15 protein-coding genes are annotated in these 16,803 nt (G+C 50.4%); 6 read left to right on the top strand and 9 right to left on the bottom strand.

Annotated features, from left to right (window positions below; genetic code table 11):
* The first annotated feature begins 73 nt into the window (after nt 1-73).
* The 3 genes from BMZ51_RS11380 (at nt 74) to sseA (ending at nt 2,205) form a co-directional block, all read left to right on the top strand.
* Nucleotides 74-556, top strand: a complete 483-nt coding sequence (locus BMZ51_RS11380; RefSeq protein WP_338061171.1) for a LysE family translocator — start codon at nt 74-76, stop codon at nt 554-556.
* Between the two features lie 74 nt (nt 557-630).
* Nucleotides 631-1,356, top strand: coding sequence for an alanyl-tRNA editing protein (locus tag BMZ51_RS11375; RefSeq protein ID WP_068000912.1), 726 nt, complete (start codon nt 631-633; stop codon nt 1,354-1,356).
* Between the two features lie 3 nt (nt 1,357-1,359).
* Nucleotides 1,360-2,205, top strand: a complete 846-nt coding sequence (gene sseA / locus BMZ51_RS11370) for a 3-mercaptopyruvate sulfurtransferase (RefSeq protein ID WP_068000910.1) — start codon at nt 1,360-1,362, stop codon at nt 2,203-2,205.
* A 280-nt stretch (nt 2,206-2,485) separates the two neighbouring features.
* On the opposite strand, the gene BMZ51_RS11365 is transcribed toward sseA, so the two are convergent.
* The gene (locus BMZ51_RS11365) at nt 2,486-3,514 is read right to left on the bottom strand and encodes a hypothetical protein (protein WP_068000907.1); all 1,029 of its coding nucleotides are present in this window, start codon (nt 3,512-3,514) and stop codon (nt 2,486-2,488) included.
* A gap of 95 nt (nt 3,515-3,609) precedes the next feature.
* Between BMZ51_RS11365 and BMZ51_RS11360 the strand changes: the two genes are divergently transcribed.
* A complete protein-coding gene (locus tag BMZ51_RS11360) occupies nt 3,610-4,725 on the top strand; it encodes a trypsin-like serine peptidase (RefSeq protein ID WP_068000904.1) in 1,116 nt (371 codons plus the stop codon).
* Nucleotides 4,726-4,827: 102 nt separating this feature from the next.
* On the opposite strand, the gene BMZ51_RS11355 is transcribed toward BMZ51_RS11360, so the two are convergent.
* The 8 genes from BMZ51_RS11355 to BMZ51_RS11320 form a co-directional block, all read right to left on the bottom strand.
* Entirely contained in the window at nt 4,828-5,625 is a 798-nt protein-coding gene (locus BMZ51_RS11355) for an amino acid ABC transporter ATP-binding protein (protein WP_068000901.1), read from the bottom strand.
* Between the two features lie 40 nt (nt 5,626-5,665).
* On the bottom strand, nt 5,666-6,784 hold the full coding sequence (locus BMZ51_RS11350; protein WP_068000898.1) for an amino acid ABC transporter permease: 1,119 nt from the start codon (nt 6,782-6,784) through the stop codon (nt 5,666-5,668).
* Nucleotide 6,785: 1 nt separating this feature from the next.
* Complete coding sequence (locus BMZ51_RS11345) at nt 6,786-7,988, bottom strand: amino acid ABC transporter permease (RefSeq protein ID WP_068000895.1); 1,203 nt, start codon at nt 7,986-7,988, stop codon at nt 6,786-6,788.
* 84 nt (nt 7,989-8,072) lie between these two features.
* On the bottom strand, nt 8,073-9,095 hold the full coding sequence (locus BMZ51_RS11340) for an amino acid ABC transporter substrate-binding protein (protein WP_068001181.1): 1,023 nt from the start codon (nt 9,093-9,095) through the stop codon (nt 8,073-8,075).
* A gap of 577 nt (nt 9,096-9,672) precedes the next feature.
* Nucleotides 9,673-9,990, bottom strand: coding sequence for a lipid-A-disaccharide synthase N-terminal domain-containing protein (locus tag BMZ51_RS11335; RefSeq protein WP_068000891.1), 318 nt, complete (start codon nt 9,988-9,990; stop codon nt 9,673-9,675).
* The gene (locus tag BMZ51_RS11330) at nt 9,990-10,766 is read right to left on the bottom strand and encodes a glycosyltransferase family 2 protein (protein WP_068000888.1); all 777 of its coding nucleotides are present in this window, start codon (nt 10,764-10,766) and stop codon (nt 9,990-9,992) included. The genes BMZ51_RS11335 and BMZ51_RS11330 overlap by 1 nt, the downstream gene beginning before the upstream one ends.
* A 50-nt stretch (nt 10,767-10,816) precedes the next feature.
* Nucleotides 10,817-11,872 (bottom strand): phosphatase PAP2 family protein, encoded by a 1,056-nt coding sequence (locus BMZ51_RS11325; RefSeq protein WP_068000886.1) that lies wholly within the window; start codon nt 11,870-11,872, stop codon nt 10,817-10,819.
* On the bottom strand, nt 11,869-13,614 hold the full coding sequence (locus tag BMZ51_RS11320) for an ArnT family glycosyltransferase (RefSeq protein WP_208979436.1): 1,746 nt from the start codon (nt 13,612-13,614) through the stop codon (nt 11,869-11,871). Before BMZ51_RS11320 ends, BMZ51_RS11325 begins: the two co-directional genes overlap by 4 nt.
* A 306-nt stretch (nt 13,615-13,920) precedes the next feature.
* Here BMZ51_RS11320 and BMZ51_RS11315 point away from each other — a divergent pair, with 306 nt between their 5' ends.
* Both BMZ51_RS11315 and BMZ51_RS11310 read left to right on the top strand, forming a co-directional pair.
* Nucleotides 13,921-14,475 carry a CAP domain-containing protein gene (locus BMZ51_RS11315; protein ID WP_208979435.1) on the top strand — a complete coding sequence of 185 codons (555 nt, stop codon included), beginning with the start codon at nt 13,921-13,923 and terminating at the stop codon, nt 14,473-14,475.
* Nucleotides 14,476-14,683: 208 nt separating this feature from the next.
* Nucleotides 14,684-16,732 (top strand): M3 family metallopeptidase, encoded by a 2,049-nt coding sequence (locus BMZ51_RS11310; RefSeq protein ID WP_068000882.1) that lies wholly within the window; start codon nt 14,684-14,686, stop codon nt 16,730-16,732.
* Nucleotides 16,733-16,803 lie beyond the last annotated feature (71 nt).

The following is a 16,803-nucleotide window of genomic DNA, read 5'->3' as shown; positions in this document are numbered from 1 at the left end:
TCTTTATGAGCAAAACGCTCACTCAAGGTCGCAAAGCCGGGCTGGTAGCAATGTCGGCGCAACCAGCGGCATCATGGTTCACGCAGTTTTCGCAGCAGTTGGCATTTCCGCGCTGCTGGCTGCATCCGAGCTCGCATTTCAAATACTCAAAACAGCAGGGGCGCTTTATCTGGGCTACCTTGCCGTTCAAATTTTGCGCAACGGCTCCGCCCTCACCTTGGAAAAAGGCATGGTTGCAAAGGAGCCTGTTCACTCTATCTGGGCTAAGGCAGTAACAATAAACCTCCTCAACCCGAAAATTGTGCTGTTTTTCGTCGGCTTCCTCCCCCAGTTCGTATCCGCAACAGACCCCAGCGCGACAGCCAAGCTCCTCTTTCTCGGCTTCTTCTTCATTTTACTAAGCGTCCCAAGTTGTGTCCTGATGGTTCTTGGCGCATCGGCCTTTTCTCGTTTCCTGCGCAGCTCTCCGCGCGTCATGCGCCTGCTGGATTATTCGTTCGCAAGCATTATGGCTGCCTTCGCTGTTAAACTCCTCAGCACACGCTCAACCGCCTGACCAACATAAAAAAGCGGAGCAACGCACATTTAGAACAACGCGCCTGTCTCCCTTCTTATATTCGAGATTATTTGATGACCGAACATTTATACCAAGAGGATGCTTACCTGCGCAGTTGTGAGGCCACGCTCAGCCACATCACACCGCAAGGCTGCATCGTACTGGACCGTACGTGCTTTTACCCCAATGGCGGCGGACAGCCAGGCGACAGCGGCGTCCTTGAGTTTGAGGACGGCACGCACCTCCCCATCCAAACAGCTCTGTACTCCAAAGACCGCAGCCAGATTATACACCAGCCCAAAGAAGGCACGCAGCTGCCAGATGGATTAAGCCCCGGAGCGAAATTAACAGCTCACATTGACTGGGAGACCCGCTACAAACGCATGCGCGTGCACACCGCTCTTCACCTCCTGTCTGTCGTGCTGCCCTTTCCTGTTACCGGCGGGCAAATCAGCGAAGGCACTGGCCGTCTGGACTTCAACATTCCAGAAGCAACGCTGGACAAACAGGACCTGACCGACAGATTGCACCAACTCATTGCAAATGATGATCCCGTCATACACGAGTGGATTACAGATGCGGAGCTGGAAGCCAATCCAGGTCTTGTAAAAACGATGAGCGTAAAACCACCTATGGGCACCGGCAGCATAAGGCTGGTAAGAATTGGACCAGACATAGACTTACAGCCTTGTGGGGGAACGCATGTATCTCAAACCATGCAGATCGGCAAAGCTATAATCACCAAGATTGAGAACAAAGGCCGCCAGAACAGGCGTGTTCGCATCCAGTTGGAGGACTAAGACATGGTACAGGAACCTATTGTTTCGGTAGACTGGCTCAAGGAACACCTTGATGCTCCCGATGTAGTTATTATCGACGCCTCCTGGTACCTGCCAGCCATGGAACGCAATGGAAAAGAGGAATATGCACAAGAGCACATTCCAGGCGCACTATTCATGGACATCGACGAAGTCAGCGATCAAAACTCCACGCTCCCGCACATGATGCCAGAGCCGCATATATTCTCCTCAAAAATGCGAAGGATGGGCATAGGCGACGGGCAGACCATCATTGTTTATGACGCAATGGGCATCTTCTCCGCCGCCCGCGTGTGGTGGATGTTCCGTGCCTTTGGCGTCAAAAGCGTATTCGTGCTGGACGGCGGCTTGCCTGCATGGAAGGCCAAAGGGTACCCACTCACCGACGATCAACCACCGCGTATGGAACGCCATTTTACGGCGATACTAAACCACGACATGGTGCGCAATCTGAGCGAAGTTCAAGAAGCTTTAAACTCCAGCCAACAACTGGTACTCGATGCCCGCTCTCCAGAGCGCTTTATGGGACAAGCACCAGAACCGCGTGAAGGCGTACGTGCAGGTCACATGCCGGGTGCCCTCAACCTTCCATTCGGCTTACTCCTAGAAGAAGGTAAGCTGCGCTCAAATGAAGACCTGAAAGACATCTTCCACCAAACAGGCGTGGATGCCAATACACCCGTCATCACGTCCTGTGGCTCTGGCGTGACCGCAGCTGTCATTTCCCTTGCACTGGAAAAAGTCGGCTACACCAAAACCGCGCTTTATGATGGGTCGTGGAGTGAATGGGGCGCCAGCCCACAAACTGAGGTCATCAGCGAAGAAGCCTAGCTTAAACCAGAATCACATTCACAAAGAACCCCTGCAACACATTGATATGCAGGGGTTTTTCTCATTTGAACTCTTCTCTGTGAAAGAACTGTAACTCGATCTTAAACTTGAGCACGCATTGAATCAGCCTCTCACGACAGGCCCGTAACACATTGAAAAATATAAGAATTCCCCTTCAAAGGCGAATATCAAACAGTAAACCTCTTACAAGTTCAGTCACCGACCAAAAGCAGCTGTGCACCGACCATAGCCGATGCACATATGGGTGCTACCAGAGCACCTAAGTCAGCGCACCTTGAGCCACCAGCGCTCTATCAATCGCCGTTTTGAACCGGCCTGCAACCTTGGCAAACCCTGCTGAGGTTCCATGAATCTCATCGATCCAATCTGACAGGTTAGCCATTGCCCCCCGGCAATCAACCACAATCACATTGTCATCACGAGCTGCCAGCCCCTGAAGCATTTCATAGAGTTCATCGAGCATTTTGCTGATAATTTTCCGGCCCAAGACACTTGGAATATTGCGCTCAGAAAGCGGCTCGCCCAACCATTCATCCTTTGCTGCGTGGAGAGGACTGCGCGTATCGCCCTCCCATTTATAGGGAAACACATAATCGTAGCCATGGACAAACACAGGCATGTTCCTTAGCTCATCGATACCGCGAATATCGCTGAGCACGCGTCCGTAAGCTTCTTTCAAAAACCGCAACTTCTCATCAAAAGCAGGACGATCTATATGGCCTGCAACATCTTGAATATCACCATTAAAGTCCTTCAGGATACTATAGAGCGCAGCAACACCGGTATCGGGGTCCTCGCCGATAATGTCATTACCCGCAGCAGAGAAAAGAAAACCCGAGACCTGATCCTTGTAGCTTTTCAGCCCACTTAGGTATTCACGTCGGCGTGCACGATTAGCACCAAAGACCATATTCTGCGCCGTATCCCCCGCCGCTCCGAGCGAATATATGTTGTAGTGTGCACTTAGATGATCGACCACATCATCAATGAGAATTGGGAACTGGAACCAGCTATCACCTTCAGAGATCAACATTGGTCGATCAGGGTGATCCTTGAGCGCCTCTTTAAAGCGCCAGTAGCGCCGAATGCGAGAGGCCCAGTTGCCAATTTGAAGAGCGCTCTCGAACTCCTCATCGACCCCTGTCATCTCGACCATATCTGGCTTAACGCGAAAATGAATGTCGAACGCACCTGTATGCTCAACAACATCGCAGTATTTTAGCAGCTCCTGCTCGGAAACATTTGGATCGCGAGCAATATTTAAAAACTCATCATACGTAATTTTCATAAAAGCCCCTCCAGTTTCAAATATTAAAATTCACACAACACCAACTTTTACTATTAAGATTGCCACAACCTGGCATAAATTTAAAGGTACACTGCATGACCCTTAAATTAGACAATTTAAACAGCGTGCTACTTCAAAAATCCGCCAAAAGACTGCACAAAAGACGAAAGCAGATTACAGAGACTAAAAATGCAATTTTAGCGGGCACACAAAATGAAACCGATAGCAAGGAGCGCCTAGCGCTCTACGAAAAACGAGAAGCATCGCTAGCGCTATCCCAAGGCCTGCCCATTGCGGCCCAAACCGCCCTGTTCGAAGAGGAAATCCCTGACCTTGCAACCATAGGCAAAGAAGCACTCATCGGCCTTAAGAATGACCTACTGCCCATTGAGTTCTTTGAGTACGGCCTATACGCCGCCCGCTCCGTTGGCAGACTAGAGCATAGTGAGGGACTAAAGTTCGGGACTGGTTTTCTGGTTGGACAAGGCCTGATGATGACCAACCATCACGTCCTGCAAACCCCGCAGGACGCACGATCCCACTTCTTCGAACTTGGCGCAGAAGCCAACCGGATCGGGAACCAGACGCCATCGAAAATCTGTTCTATTCATCCTGAGAAGTTCTTTTGGGCGAACGAAGAGCTGGATGTCGCGATCGTTGCTGTCGTGGATGAAGACCCCAGCTTCATTCCGCTTGAACATTATGGCTGGCATGTACTTACGCGCCAGCAAGGCATGATCAAGAAGGGAGATCCGGTCAATATCATCCAGCACCCGCTTGGCCGCAACAAGGCTGTTGTTGTTCACAACAGTCACCTCCTGCACATCGAAAATGAGACTGATGCACACATGTTCTGCTGGTATTCAGGGGACACTCAAAAAGGCGCCTCTGGCTCGCCGGTCTTCAACAACCACTGGGAAGTGGTGGCTGTCCATCATATGGCCGTACCCAAGACCAACACTGCAGGCGAAGTACTCGACAAGCACGGCAACCCAATCACAAAAGAAATTGCCCGCCACTCCCCGCATTTGATTGCGTACGCCGCCAACGAAGGCATTCGCACATCCCGAATTGTAAGCGCACTTGAGGCCGCAGATTTTGAGAAGCCCAGCCACGCTGAAACGAGGGATAACCTTTTGAACTTCTGGGCCAGACCCGGCGCCCACACCAGAGGCCTACGTGCAGCAGTCAGGAGCTCCCTCGCCGTTTAAACCCAACAACGCCGAGTCAAAGAGCATACCTCAGGGACGACGGACAGAAACAAAAAAGCCCCGCTAAAACAGCGGGGCTTTATATCGGTAACTCTGCTCAGATCAGTGATTGAGGATCTGAGAGAGGAACAGCTGTGTACGCTCGTGCTGTGGGTTAGTGAAGAACGGCTCAGGCTCATTTTGTTCAACAATCTGGCCCTGATCCATAAAGATCACGCGGTTTGCCACTTTCCGTGCAAAACCCATTTCGTGGGTCACGCAAAGCATGGTCATACCTTCTTCAGCAAGACCGATCATAACATCGAGCACCTCTTTGATCATCTCAGGATCAAGCGCAGATGTCGGCTCATCAAACAGCATCACTTTCGGGTTCATACACAGCGAACGGGCAATCGCCACACGCTGCTGCTGACCACCAGAAAGCTGACCTGGGTACTTGTTGGCCTGTTCAGGAATCTTCACACGCTCAAGGTAGTGCATCGCAATTTCTTCAGCTTGTTTCTTAGGCATCTTGCGAACCCAGATTGGAGCAAGTGTACAGTTCTCCAAAATGGTCAGATGCGGAAACAGGTTAAAGTGCTGGAAGCACATACCAACTTCACGGCGGATTTCATCAATCTTCTTGAGGTCGGAGGTCAGCTCAATACCGTCAACAACGATACGCCCCTTCTGGTGCTCTTCAAGACGGTTGATACAACGGATCATGGTGGACTTACCTGAGCCCGATGGCCCACAGATAACAATCCGCTCACCGCGCATAACCTTAAGGTTAATATCGCGCAGCACATGGAAGTCACCATACCATTTATTCATGCCGCTGATTTCGATAGCCACATCGGTATCTGAAATCTGCATTTTTGAGCGGTCTGCCTGAACATCAGCGAGATTTGCGTCACTCATTTTTTATTTCTCCGAGTTTCTCTTGGCTTGTGCCAGGCGACTAGCGATGGCCGGTATGCAGTTTGCGTTCCAGATACATCGAATATCGGGACATTGCAAAGCAGAAGATAAAGAACATGAACGCGATAAACGCATAAAGCTCAACAACAATACCATTCCAGCGTTGGTCTCCAAGTGTTGGCGCAACCAATCCGAGAGGATCCATAAGGCCAATAATCAAAACCAGCGTGGTATCTTTAAACAAGCCGATAAACGTGTTCACGATACCTGGAATGGAAATCTTGAGTGCTTGCGGCAGAATGATCAAACGCATGCTCTGCCAGTATCCAAGACCCAGCGCATCCGCAGCTTCATATTGCCCCTTTGGCAGCGCTGCCAATCCACCACGAATAACCTCTGCCATATAAGCACTGGCAAACAGCGTCACCATGATGACCACGCGCAGCACAATATCAAAATTCACACCCTTAGGCAGGAAGTAGTTGAGCAACACGTGCGCAACAAACAGCAAGGTGATCAACGGCACGCCGCGAATGAACTCGATAAAGATAACCGCCAGCGATTTCACGATTGGTAGGTTAGAGCTCCGAGACAACGCCAGAATGATGCCGATTGGAAGCGAGAACGAAATGCCCGCTACACCAATAATCATGGTGAGCAACAGGCCACCAAGCTGGCTTGATGACACATACTCCAGTCCGCCAAAACCACCCCAGATAAGGTAGAAGGCGACAAACGGATAAGCCATCGAAAAGATCAGCGCTTTACCACGCCCTGGCATATTATCCCAAAGCGCTGGCACCAGTGCCACAAACAAAAGCACAAAAGCCAGTATAGGACGCCAGTACAACTCAGTCGGATAGAACCCGAACAGGAACTGGTTATAGCGCTCGCGAACAACCGCCCAGCAGGCTCCGTCACTTATCTGGCGGCATTCATCAAGCGAATTCGCATTCCAGACAGATTTAACAAATGCCCAATCCACAATACCAGGAACAACTGAAAAGACGACGAAGATAGAAAGCAGAGTCAGAACTGTGTTCAAGGAAGATGAAAACAGGTTCTGGCGAACCCAGCCAACAGCACCAGTTGTTCCTTGCGGAGCTGGCAATTGCGGTTTGTCGGAGGTCGCAACAAATGCAACAGAATTATCGCTCATCCTAACGCCCCTTCAACTTTACGGATTCATTGTAAGCATTCATCACACCGGAGATCGAAAGTGAAATCACCAGGTATGTCGCCATCAACAGCAACATGCATTCCATCTCACGGCCGGTCTGGTTCAGCGTAATGCCACCAAGCGTGCCGGTCAGATCCATGTAGCCAACAGCGATCGCCAACGAGGAATTCTTGGTAATATTCAGGTAATTGGAGATCATTGGCGGAATGATAATCCGAAGCGCCTGCGGCAACACCACAAGGCTCATCGTCCGGTTAGGACGCAACCCAAGAGCAGACGCAGCTTCACTCTGGCCCTTGCTAATAGCCATGATACCCGCACGAACGATCTCAGCAATAAAGGCACCCGAGTAGATAGAGAGCGCAAACCACAGCGCGATCAACGGCGTACCAACTTTCAAACCACCCTGCAGGTTAAAGCGACCAGCAATCGGATAATCCAGCGCAATCGGCATACCAACTGCAAAATAAACCAGCGCGGCAGGCACGATCAAAAGACCAAGACTGATAAGGCCCAATGGCAAGATCTGACCAGTTTCTTCCTGCCTTTTGCGCGCCCATTTGCGAAATACAAAGATACCAGCAACTGAAGCAAGCAAAGCACCCACCACAAACAGGTAGCCATTGCTTAAAGTCAGGCCTGGAACATAAAAACCACGGTTGGTCGCGTATACTGCGCCCTCAATAACAGGAGCTTTAAGAGCCTGTTTAGGAGTTGGCAAAACGTGAATGAAGACAGCATACCAAGCCAAGATCTGCAGCAACAGAGGTACGTTACGAACACCTTCAATGTATACTGCCATCAACCGGGACACGACCCAGTTGTTGGAAAGGCGCAGGATCCCTGCAAAGACACCCAAAACGGTGGCCGACACACATGCAAGCAAAGCAACAAGCAGCGTGTTTAACAAGCCAACAAGAGCAGCTTTCCAATGCGCTGAGGCGGCAGAGTACTCAACAAGCATCTGACCAATGTCATAACCTGCTGGTTCGGATAGGAAACCGAAATTAAAATCTTTACCAAGTGCTTCGAGGTTCTCTACAGCATTGCTGATGAGCATCATCACAACTGACAGAACAACGACAAGCGCGATAATCTGGATCGTGTAGGATCTGTATCGTGCGTCTCGCCACAATTGCGAAAACTGGAAGCTATTATCGGCTGGTACGGTTGAAGCGCTCATAAGTAGCCCGCCTTATTTATTATACTTTCAAAAAAAGGGCGCTGTTACCTGCAACAGCGCCCCTTTCGTTAGATCCAGTTCAGATCAACGGAATGGAGGAGCGTATTGCAGACCGCCTTCAGTCCACGAAGCATTCAATCCGCGAGCAAGATTAACTTTGGTTTCTGTACCCAGGTGACGCTCAAACACTTCACCGTAGTTACCAACCGCTTTAATCGCCTGAAGTGCAAAGTCATTATCTAGGCCGATGGATGCACCCATCTCACCAGAAACACCGAGCAAGCGCTTCACTTCCGGGTCCTTAGAGTTTGCAGCCATATCGTCTACATTCGCAGCCGTGATGCCTTTTTCTTCAGAAATCTTCATCGCATTGAGAACCCAGCGACCAATGTCTGCCCACTGATCATCGCCGTGGCGTACGAGCGGACCAAGAGGCTCTTTAGAGATGATTTCAGGAAGAATAATGTGATCAGCCGCGTTTTCGAAAGTCGCACGCGAAGCTGCCAGCCCGGACGCATCAGTTGTGTAAACGTCACAAGCATCTGCAAGGTAGTTCTGACGACCTTCAGTGTTTGTCTCAATAGCCAGCGGCTCGTAAGACATGCCTTCTGCTGTGAAGTAGTCAGACAGGTTCAGCTCTGTGGTGGTACCTGTCTGGATACATACAGTTGCGCCGTCCAGTTCCTTAGCTGAATTAACGCCAAGGGATTTCTTCACCATGAAGCCCTGACCATCGTAGTAGCTAACACCCAGGAAGGTGAACTTCAGGTCAACATCGCGCGAGAAGGTCCAGGTGGTGTTACGCGACAGGATGTCTACCTCACCAGAAGCCAGCATTGTAAAGCGGGTCTTGCCGGTTGCAGGAGAGAACTCCACGGCATCCGCATCACCAAGAACAGCTGCTGCTACCGCGCGACAATAGTCAACATCAAAGCCCTGCCACTTGCCGTTTTCGTCAGTGTAGGAAAAACCTGCAAGGCCGGTAGAAACAGCACAACGCAGTTTGCCGCGCTCTTTCACATCTTCAAGAGTACCAGCAGAAGCTACTGAAAAGGAAGCCGCTGCGAACGCTGCACCAAGCGCAACTGGAAGGATCATTTTTTTCATAGAATTGGAGCCTCTTTTTTGTCCAATTTTTAAATTCATCACCGGAAGTAGCAGGCTATTCCCCTTCTCCTAGGAAAACAGCCAGGACAGGCATGTCAGCGCATACCCTTAAAGCCCCCCTATTGGCTTCAACCACTTCTCATCAAGCATTCGATGATATTTCTCTAAAAACGTCAAGAGGTTTTTATTAATAAGTTAGTCTACAAAGCCATATTTGCCATCGAATGCAAAGTTTCTATGCAAATTATATCTGAGTTGCACAGGTTTTAACCATAAAATAAAATGATAAATATATTCGACTTATAAGCAAGCAAACAAAATAATCCAAACAATACTAATACAGAGATTAAATATTACTTGGATTAAGGGCGCAATGAAAAAACTAATCTTGTAAACTGCGTGCAAATTGAGAGCAATTTTCTTCAAAATTACGTATTTCCCACTAACGTTTACAATCGAATTGCACAAAATATACGCAATTTTACGAAAAAACTACGTGGAACTCTATTTCCGCAATGACCAAATAGAGTTCAGCGAAAAAAGAGCATGCAATTTGCATTTATTGCGGATAAATCTCCTAGAAATTCGGATCCTGTCGATTTTCTTTGTAGATAAGCCATAAATTTCTGAAATAAATGATCAGTCCGAGCCCCTGCCCGGCAATAAAAACGGGATCCTTCTTCACAATTGCATACGTCAATAAGAGCGATCCTCCTCCAATTGAGAAGAACCAGAAGGCCACTGGCACGATAGATCGCCCCACCCGCTCAGACGCGATCCACTGAATCATAAAGCGCATCATAAACATGAACTGCGCCACAAACCCCCAAAGCACCCAGAAATCCCATTGGGCGACGAACACGTCGTAAAACCATTCATACAGGCCAACAAACATCAGTGATCCTCCTTGGACGAACTCACGTCACAGTCCGTCAATACAACCACCTCAGGAATGACTTTTCTGCGGCGTCGCAGCCACCAAACCCCAAACAGATCCAGGATACCAACAAGCGCTCTGTCAAAGATGCCATATTTTGACACGCCATGTTCCCGCTCACGGTCAATCACATCCACATGAACGACTTCATATCCTTCGCGGATAACAAGCGCGGGCAAAAACCGGTGCCAGCTATCAAAATAGGGAAGCTTCAAAAACACATCGCGGCGCAAAAGCTTCAAACCACACCCACTGTCGCGCGTGTTGTCCTTTAAAAGCGCGCCACGCAATTTGTTGGCAGCTTTAGATGCGTAGCGCTTGAACACGCTGGCCTTGCGCCCCAAACGCTGCCCTGCTGCAAGCCCCACACGCTCGCCGCCATCCTCCACCGCTGCGATCATCTGCCGGTAATAGGCGGGGTTGTTTTGACCATCACCATCAATAGTGCCGATATAAGTGCCACGCGCATGCAATAAGCCAGTGCGAACAGAGCAACTTTGCCCCGCCGAGCATTGATGATGAACCACTTTGAGAAAGCCGTTTTGCTTGGCATAGGCCTCCAGCACCTCAAGGCTATCATCGCTAGACCCATCGTCAACGACCACAGCTTCAAACCTGTACTCCTTCAACGCCTCAGCAATTTCGTCCAGCAAGACCGGAAGATTATCTCTTTCGTTTTTGGCAGGAATAACGACACTGATGTCGATGTCTTGTACAGCATGATCGGCGTTCATTTAATTATCTTCCCGTTGGTCTCAACCCTTAAAAGACGTCCGTTGGGAATTCAGGGCTTGTGAGAGCGTCCATACACATTCCTCGTGCGGGCATTGTCTGCGTTGACAAAGGCGCGCCAGCCTTGGGTCAGCTTAATGGCCCCAGTTGGCACAATTTTGCCGTCGCGCGCATATTTGAACCCAAGCCGTCGCCGTGCCATCCAGCGGGCGCACAAATACGAAAAGGCACCTCCCACGACGAGGCCTGCAATCACATCGCTGGGGTAATGCGCGCCAACAATTATCCGGCTCATAGCCACCCAGCTCCCAGCAACCAAAAAGAGCCACCTGTACCTGGGAGCAAGCAGAGCCAGCGCAACAATCAATGCGCCAGCGGTTGTTGAATGACCGCTTGGCAAGCTGGAAAACTTTGCCTGCCATGCAAACAGGTCAAATGCCATTGGCCCTTTCTCATCAAATAAGATTGGACGAGCCCGGCCAATATTCCACTTCAGCAAAATAGCGAGCAAGCCGCTCACAGCGACAACAAAGAACAAGAACGCACCGTAAAGCGTCATTGAGGACAATATCATTTTCCTACGAAACCGAAGGCGCTGCCAATCACCAAAGGTCATGGCTAAAATCCATAGGCCGGTGGGAAAAAGGATCCAGTCTGATTTGCCAATATCAGTGATCCCCTCAAAGATATTGTGATAGGCAACGGGAAGCTGGCGCGCCCAAATTGGACTGCTGTGGTCTAAAAAAACCATCGCGATTCCACACAAGGCAAGAAGGAGTGCGGCAATATTTTGAAACTTCAGCACCGCAGGAAGTGCCGGAACCCCGACAAGCCTGCGTGCTCTGCGGTTTCGCAAGATGATCCGCAGCTTCACAAAATGCAACTGCGCATTATCAAGTACTGCTCGCAAACCGGCTTTGAGCCTCTTAAAAGCAGCACTGCCTTGATCATCAGAAAAACGAAAATCATCGTCCGCAGTCCTGTTGCCTGCTGGCGCGTCTTTTCCCCTATCCTGCTCTAAGCCCAGCTCTACAGCTGGCGCATCGTCACTTATGTGAGGCTTTTGAACCGGGCGCTCTAATGTGTCCGCGTAGCCGTCATCATTCATTGCGCAGCGCCCCCCGTTGAGAAGACGTGAACCTGCAACTTCTTGCCCCCGTTAATATTGAGGCCAGACACGCGAGGATGCACCGCTGGCTCCAACCCCAAACGATGAGCCTCAGCATCGAAACGAGGCAGCTGACGCCCTTCCACCAGCGCCACTTTGCACGCTCCAGTGGCCGCCGTGGCTTGCTGCTGGTCTGCTGCCAGAAAACGAGCAGCCTCTTCTGCGCCAAGAAGCTTGAGCTGCGTGCCCTGCAAAAACACAAGGCTGGGCTCGTGAAAGCCAGCAGCGGCAACCTCTTTGCTCTCACAACCAGGCACCCCATCAACCGCTTCAACCAAACGTGAAGACACCCAGATAGGGCTCTTGGCAGGTGCGGCAAACACCCAAAAACCGACAAACATCAACAGCGCGGAAAGTCCTGCTGCTGGCACCACCGAAACGAATTCACCAGCAACCAGCTTCCTGCCTGCTGAAACGGCAACAATGACCGACAAACCACACAAAACCGCAGCGGGAGGCGACGGCCAGAGTTCAAGCCACAACGGGGCCGCCAGCACAGCGAAAAAGATGCCCAGCGGCACCAACCAGAGCAAAAAGGCAGAAAAATACCGCAAGTATACCCCTGCCCGCGCATCCAGAGGTTTCACCATGACGCCTGCCGTGAGCAATGCCAGTACCGGCATCATTGGCAAGGTGTAGTGAGGCAACTTTGTTGAAACCAGCTCAAATACCAGCCAGGAAGGGATCAACCAGCACAGTAAGAAACGAGAGTAAGTGCTGTTCACAGCACGCCAAATCTCTTTAAACCCTAAAAGAAAAAACGACGGAATTGGCCAAAATATAACAAGACTAACCAGAAGGTGAGTGAGTGGCGGCGCACCATGGGACTCTTGCCCGGAACCAACTTTGGCCCATAAATCCCCCCCAAGTGCGTCTTTAAAAAACGTGCCATCGGTCTCGATATAAATGGCAACCAGCCAGGGGGAGACTATCGCTAGAAAAAGCACAAGTCCGGTAACAGGGGCCAGCCCTCCAAGCCAGACGAAACGCTTCTCCCACAACGAGAGCGACAAGACCGTAAGGCCACACACCAATAAAATGATGGGCCCTTTGATCAGAACGCCCAGCGCAAGACCGACCCAAAAGATCAAAGCAGGCGCCCAAAGAGCGCTCCTTTGCTGTGCAAGCCACACCCGTGCAAGCCCACCTTGCGCAAGCATGACACACGCCAGTAAAACCGCATCCGTTTTTGCCAGATGCGCTTCAGCATTCAAGATAAGGGCAAAGGCAACCAATAGTGCTGCAAGAAAGGAAGCCTGTTCCCGTAAAAAAGCCCGCGCCGTCCAGTATGTCAGTAACACAGCTACGATCGCACCGATCACAGAGGGCAACCGATATACCCAAATAGGTGCCGCCCCGTCATAACCAAGAAGCTTGGCAGCCCCAACCTGTAACCAGTATATGCCAATCGGCTTTTTATTGCGTGCAAGATCCTGAAAGTGGATAGAAACGTAGTTGTCCGTTTCCATCATCTGCTTGGAGGCCTGCGCAAACCTCGGTTCATCACGGTCCAGGGGCGGAACGGAGGTTAACCCCGGCAAGTAAAGACACAAACACACCAGGAGGAGAACAAAAGGGGCCAACCAGTCATGCCCAGCTACGCGAAGCCACAGAGCCGGCGCTTCTTGCGGCTCCCCCTCTTCCCCGCGAAGGGACATAGCAGTGTTCATTTGCTCAGACATGACCGCCCCGATGCCCTCCATGCTCCTAAGAGAACCCAGAGCTGAGAGCCAATTGTTACCTCGAAACAATAAGCAGCTCCCCATGAGGAACACATTCCCCAGAACTCCCCACTCAAATGCATGGATCCCTAATTGTTTGGAGCACAAGCTAAACAGAGCTGTTCAGTATCCATGACACAAAAGGTCAATCACGCTGGCTCCTATGATGATCTGGGAATTGCGGGGATTAAATTGGAAGCGTAAAGCTTCGGCCCCATTCACGACCTAAACTAACAGGACTTAAATGTGCATTTCGGGAATAAACGTGTGACTCTGAATTTTAAGGGAACAGCCCCCCTGTTACTGGCTGTGAGCCTGGTTGGCTGCGTGAATTTGGGCACAAGCCCCTCTGGTGAGGGTGAGCTGACACAAATTGCGATCAACAAACAAGAGGCGCTTCGCCAAACCAATGACTGGCGCAAGAAACATTCTCTCCCCCCCATTAAGCTGGACCCTCATCTCAATCAGGTGTCTCAGGATATGGCGGATCACATCGCACGGCGCGACTCTTTGAAGACCAGTCGTCATTCCTCTGCAAGCTTGATCCGCAGAACCCAAACCAACGGTTACAAGTCTTATGCTGGAGCGGAGAACCTGGGTGCAGGTTACGCAAGCATCTCAGCTGCAATGACAGGCTGGAAGAACTCAGCAGACCATAACAAAAACCTGCTTAATAAGAATGTCACCCACATGGGCATAGCCCGCACGAACAGAGCCGATGGAACCTATCGTAATTTCTGGGTCATGACACTCGCCGCCCCACAAAACGCTAGGGCTGCTGCGGACTATTCAACCACAACCATGATGCCAGCGCTCCAATAGCTGCCACCACTTCGGAATTGACTGGGGGTATTTCCCCCTCACTTCCTTTACCCAGTTGCAAATAACACCCATATTCAAGTTACAAAATTACGGCACCGCAACAGGCGCTATATTTATCGCAAAAACAATAAATGACAGCATTTGGTTAAAGCGGGTCAGCTCTACGTTTAGTCAGCCTGCTTTGAACGTTTCATCGGAGAGAATTAAAATGAGCAAGACTGAAAAGGTCCTTCTGCAAGACTGGCAAACCCCGTTTGGTCTTCCACCTTTTTCTCAGATCAAACCAGAAGATTTCGAAGCTGCTTTTGAAGACGCTTTCAAAGCAGGCGAACAGAACATTGAGCGCATTGCCAAAGCACCCACAGAGCCAACTTTTGAAAATACAGTTGCAGCGCTGGAGCTGGCAGAAGAAGCCCTTGAACAAGTTTGTGCTGTCTTCTTCAACCTTTCGCTTGCCCACACCAATGATACGCTACAGAAAATCGAGCGCGACGTTTCGCCAAAGCTTGCGGTTTATAACACCACAAAACTCCTCAACCAGGATCTGTTTACCCGCCTCGAAACCTTGATCTCCAAGAAAGACGAGCTTGGGTTGACGGCAGAACAAAACCGTTTGCTTGAGCGCTATTACACCATCTTCCAAAGAGCAGGAGCAGGCCTTGGTGAAGACGGCAAAGCCCGCATCGCCGAAATCAATGAACGCCTTGCAACGCTGGGCACCAGTTTTGCGCAAAACGTATTAGCCGACGAAGCCTCCTATAACCTTGTTTTGGAAAGCGAGCGCGATCTGGATGGTCTACCGGACTTTCTCGTTAAAGCAGCAAGCGCTGCAGCGGAAGAACGCGGAGAACAAGGCAAGTACGCCATCACGTTGTCACGCTCTTCAATCGAGCCGTTCCTCCAGTTCTCTAAGCGCCGTGATCTGCGAGAAGAAGCATTCACAGCATGGTCAAAGCGAGGCGAAAACCCTGGCGAGACAAACAACGCTGCTATCATCAAAGAAACTGTTCAGCTTCGCCGCGAAAAGGCTGCCTTACTTGGGTTCCAAAGTTTTGCAGACTTCAAACTTGACGATGTAATGGCCAAGAACACAGAAGCCGTGGAAGACCTGCTCAACAGCGTTTGGACACCTGCAAAAACGCGTGCGCTGGAAGAAGCTGCAGATCTTAAAGCAATGGCGCAGGAAGAAGGCGACAACGTTGAAATCGCTCCATGGGATTGGCGCTATTATTCTGAGAAAGTTCGCAGTGCCAAGCATGATCTAGATGAAGCCGAGATCAAACCTTACTTCCAGCTAGATCAAATGATTGAGGCCGCTTTTTACACGGCCACCAAGCTGTTTGGCCTGACATTCAAAGAGCTGCAAGGTCATGATGTCTATCACCCAGACGTGCGTGTCTTTGAGGTTCTTGATAGGAATGGCAATCACCTTGGTCTTTTCCTGGGCGATTATTTTGCACGCGCCTCCAAACGCTCTGGTGCTTGGATGAGTGCGTTCCGCGCACAACAAAAACTCAAAGGTGACATCCGTCCAATCATCGTCAACGTCATGAACTTTTCAAAGGCACCTGAGGGCGAACCAACCCTTCTCACCTTTGATGATGCCCGTACCCTGTTCCATGAGTTTGGTCACGGCCTTCACGGTCTCATGTCCAACGTCACTTACCCATTGATCTCCGGGACAAGCGTGGCACGAGATTTTGTTGAGCTTCCATCCCAACTCTTTGAACACTGGCTGGAACAACCGGAAATCTTGAAGAAATACGCCCGCCATTATCAAAGTGGTCATGCCATCCCAGAAGCATTGCTCAGCCGCCTGCTGGCATCAGCAAACTTCAACCAGGGGTTCTCCACGGTAGAATATCTTGCCACTGCAATCGTTGATATGGCGATCCACAAACAAGGCGATCTGGGTGACCTCGATCCAGAACAAGTGGAAGCTAAAATCCTTGGGGATATCGGCATGCCTAAAGAGATCATTATGCGCCACCGCACCCCACATTTGCTTCATGCATTTGCAGGGGACGGATATTCAGCTGGCTACTACAGCTATCTATGGTCCGAAGTGATGGATGCAGATGCGTTTGAAGCCTTTGAAGAGACTGGCGATGCCTTTGACCCTAAAACGGCTGGGCGACTGGAGCAATTCATCTACTCAGCCGGTGGATCCCAGGACCCCGCAAAAGCTTACATGGATTTTCGTGGAAAAATGCCAAGCATTGAGCCATTGCTCAAAGGCCGTGGCTTGGTGAACTAAACACGCGATAGACAAACAATAAAAGGGCGGACCAGCAGGTTCGCCCTTTGTGGTTTAACCGCAACGTGAAA

Source organism: Pseudovibrio axinellae (genome assembly GCF_900110875.1).
In the GTDB taxonomy this organism is placed as follows: Bacteria; Pseudomonadota; Alphaproteobacteria; order Rhizobiales; family Stappiaceae; genus Pseudovibrio; species Pseudovibrio axinellae.
This window is presented reverse-complemented; position numbering and strand designations above follow the sequence as displayed.

What these genes read in the sequence shown, in the direction of transcription:
- BMZ51_RS11325 (WP_068000886.1), bottom strand. Translation starts at nt 11,872, where the DNA reads ATGAATGATGACGGCTACGCGGACACATTAGAGCGCCCGGTTCAAAAG.
- BMZ51_RS11310 (WP_068000882.1), top strand. Translation starts at nt 14,684, where the DNA reads ATGAGCAAGACTGAAAAGGTCCTTCTGCAAGACTGGCAAACCCCGTTT.
- BMZ51_RS11365 (WP_068000907.1), bottom strand. Translation starts at nt 3,514, where the DNA reads ATGAAAATTACGTATGATGAGTTTTTAAATATTGCTCGCGATCCAAAT.
- BMZ51_RS11320 (WP_208979436.1), bottom strand. Translation starts at nt 13,614, where the DNA reads ATGTCTGAGCAAATGAACACTGCTATGTCCCTTCGCGGGGAAGAGGGG.
- BMZ51_RS11330 (WP_068000888.1), bottom strand. Translation starts at nt 10,766, where the DNA reads ATGAACGCCGATCATGCTGTACAAGACATCGACATCAGTGTCGTTATT.
- BMZ51_RS11345 (WP_068000895.1), bottom strand. Translation starts at nt 7,988, where the DNA reads ATGAGCGCTTCAACCGTACCAGCCGATAATAGCTTCCAGTTTTCGCAA.
- BMZ51_RS11360 (WP_068000904.1), top strand. Translation starts at nt 3,610, where the DNA reads ATGACCCTTAAATTAGACAATTTAAACAGCGTGCTACTTCAAAAATCC.
- sseA (WP_068000910.1), top strand. Translation starts at nt 1,360, where the DNA reads ATGGTACAGGAACCTATTGTTTCGGTAGACTGGCTCAAGGAACACCTT.
- BMZ51_RS11335 (WP_068000891.1), bottom strand. Translation starts at nt 9,990, where the DNA reads ATGTTTGTTGGCCTGTATGAATGGTTTTACGACGTGTTCGTCGCCCAA.
- BMZ51_RS11380 (WP_338061171.1), top strand. Translation starts at nt 74, where the DNA reads ATGGTTCACGCAGTTTTCGCAGCAGTTGGCATTTCCGCGCTGCTGGCT.
- BMZ51_RS11340 (WP_068001181.1), bottom strand. Translation starts at nt 9,095, where the DNA reads ATGAAAAAAATGATCCTTCCAGTTGCGCTTGGTGCAGCGTTCGCAGCG.
- BMZ51_RS11350 (WP_068000898.1), bottom strand. Translation starts at nt 6,784, where the DNA reads ATGAGCGATAATTCTGTTGCATTTGTTGCGACCTCCGACAAACCGCAA.
- BMZ51_RS11355 (WP_068000901.1), bottom strand. Translation starts at nt 5,625, where the DNA reads ATGAGTGACGCAAATCTCGCTGATGTTCAGGCAGACCGCTCAAAAATG.
- BMZ51_RS11375 (WP_068000912.1), top strand. Translation starts at nt 631, where the DNA reads ATGACCGAACATTTATACCAAGAGGATGCTTACCTGCGCAGTTGTGAG.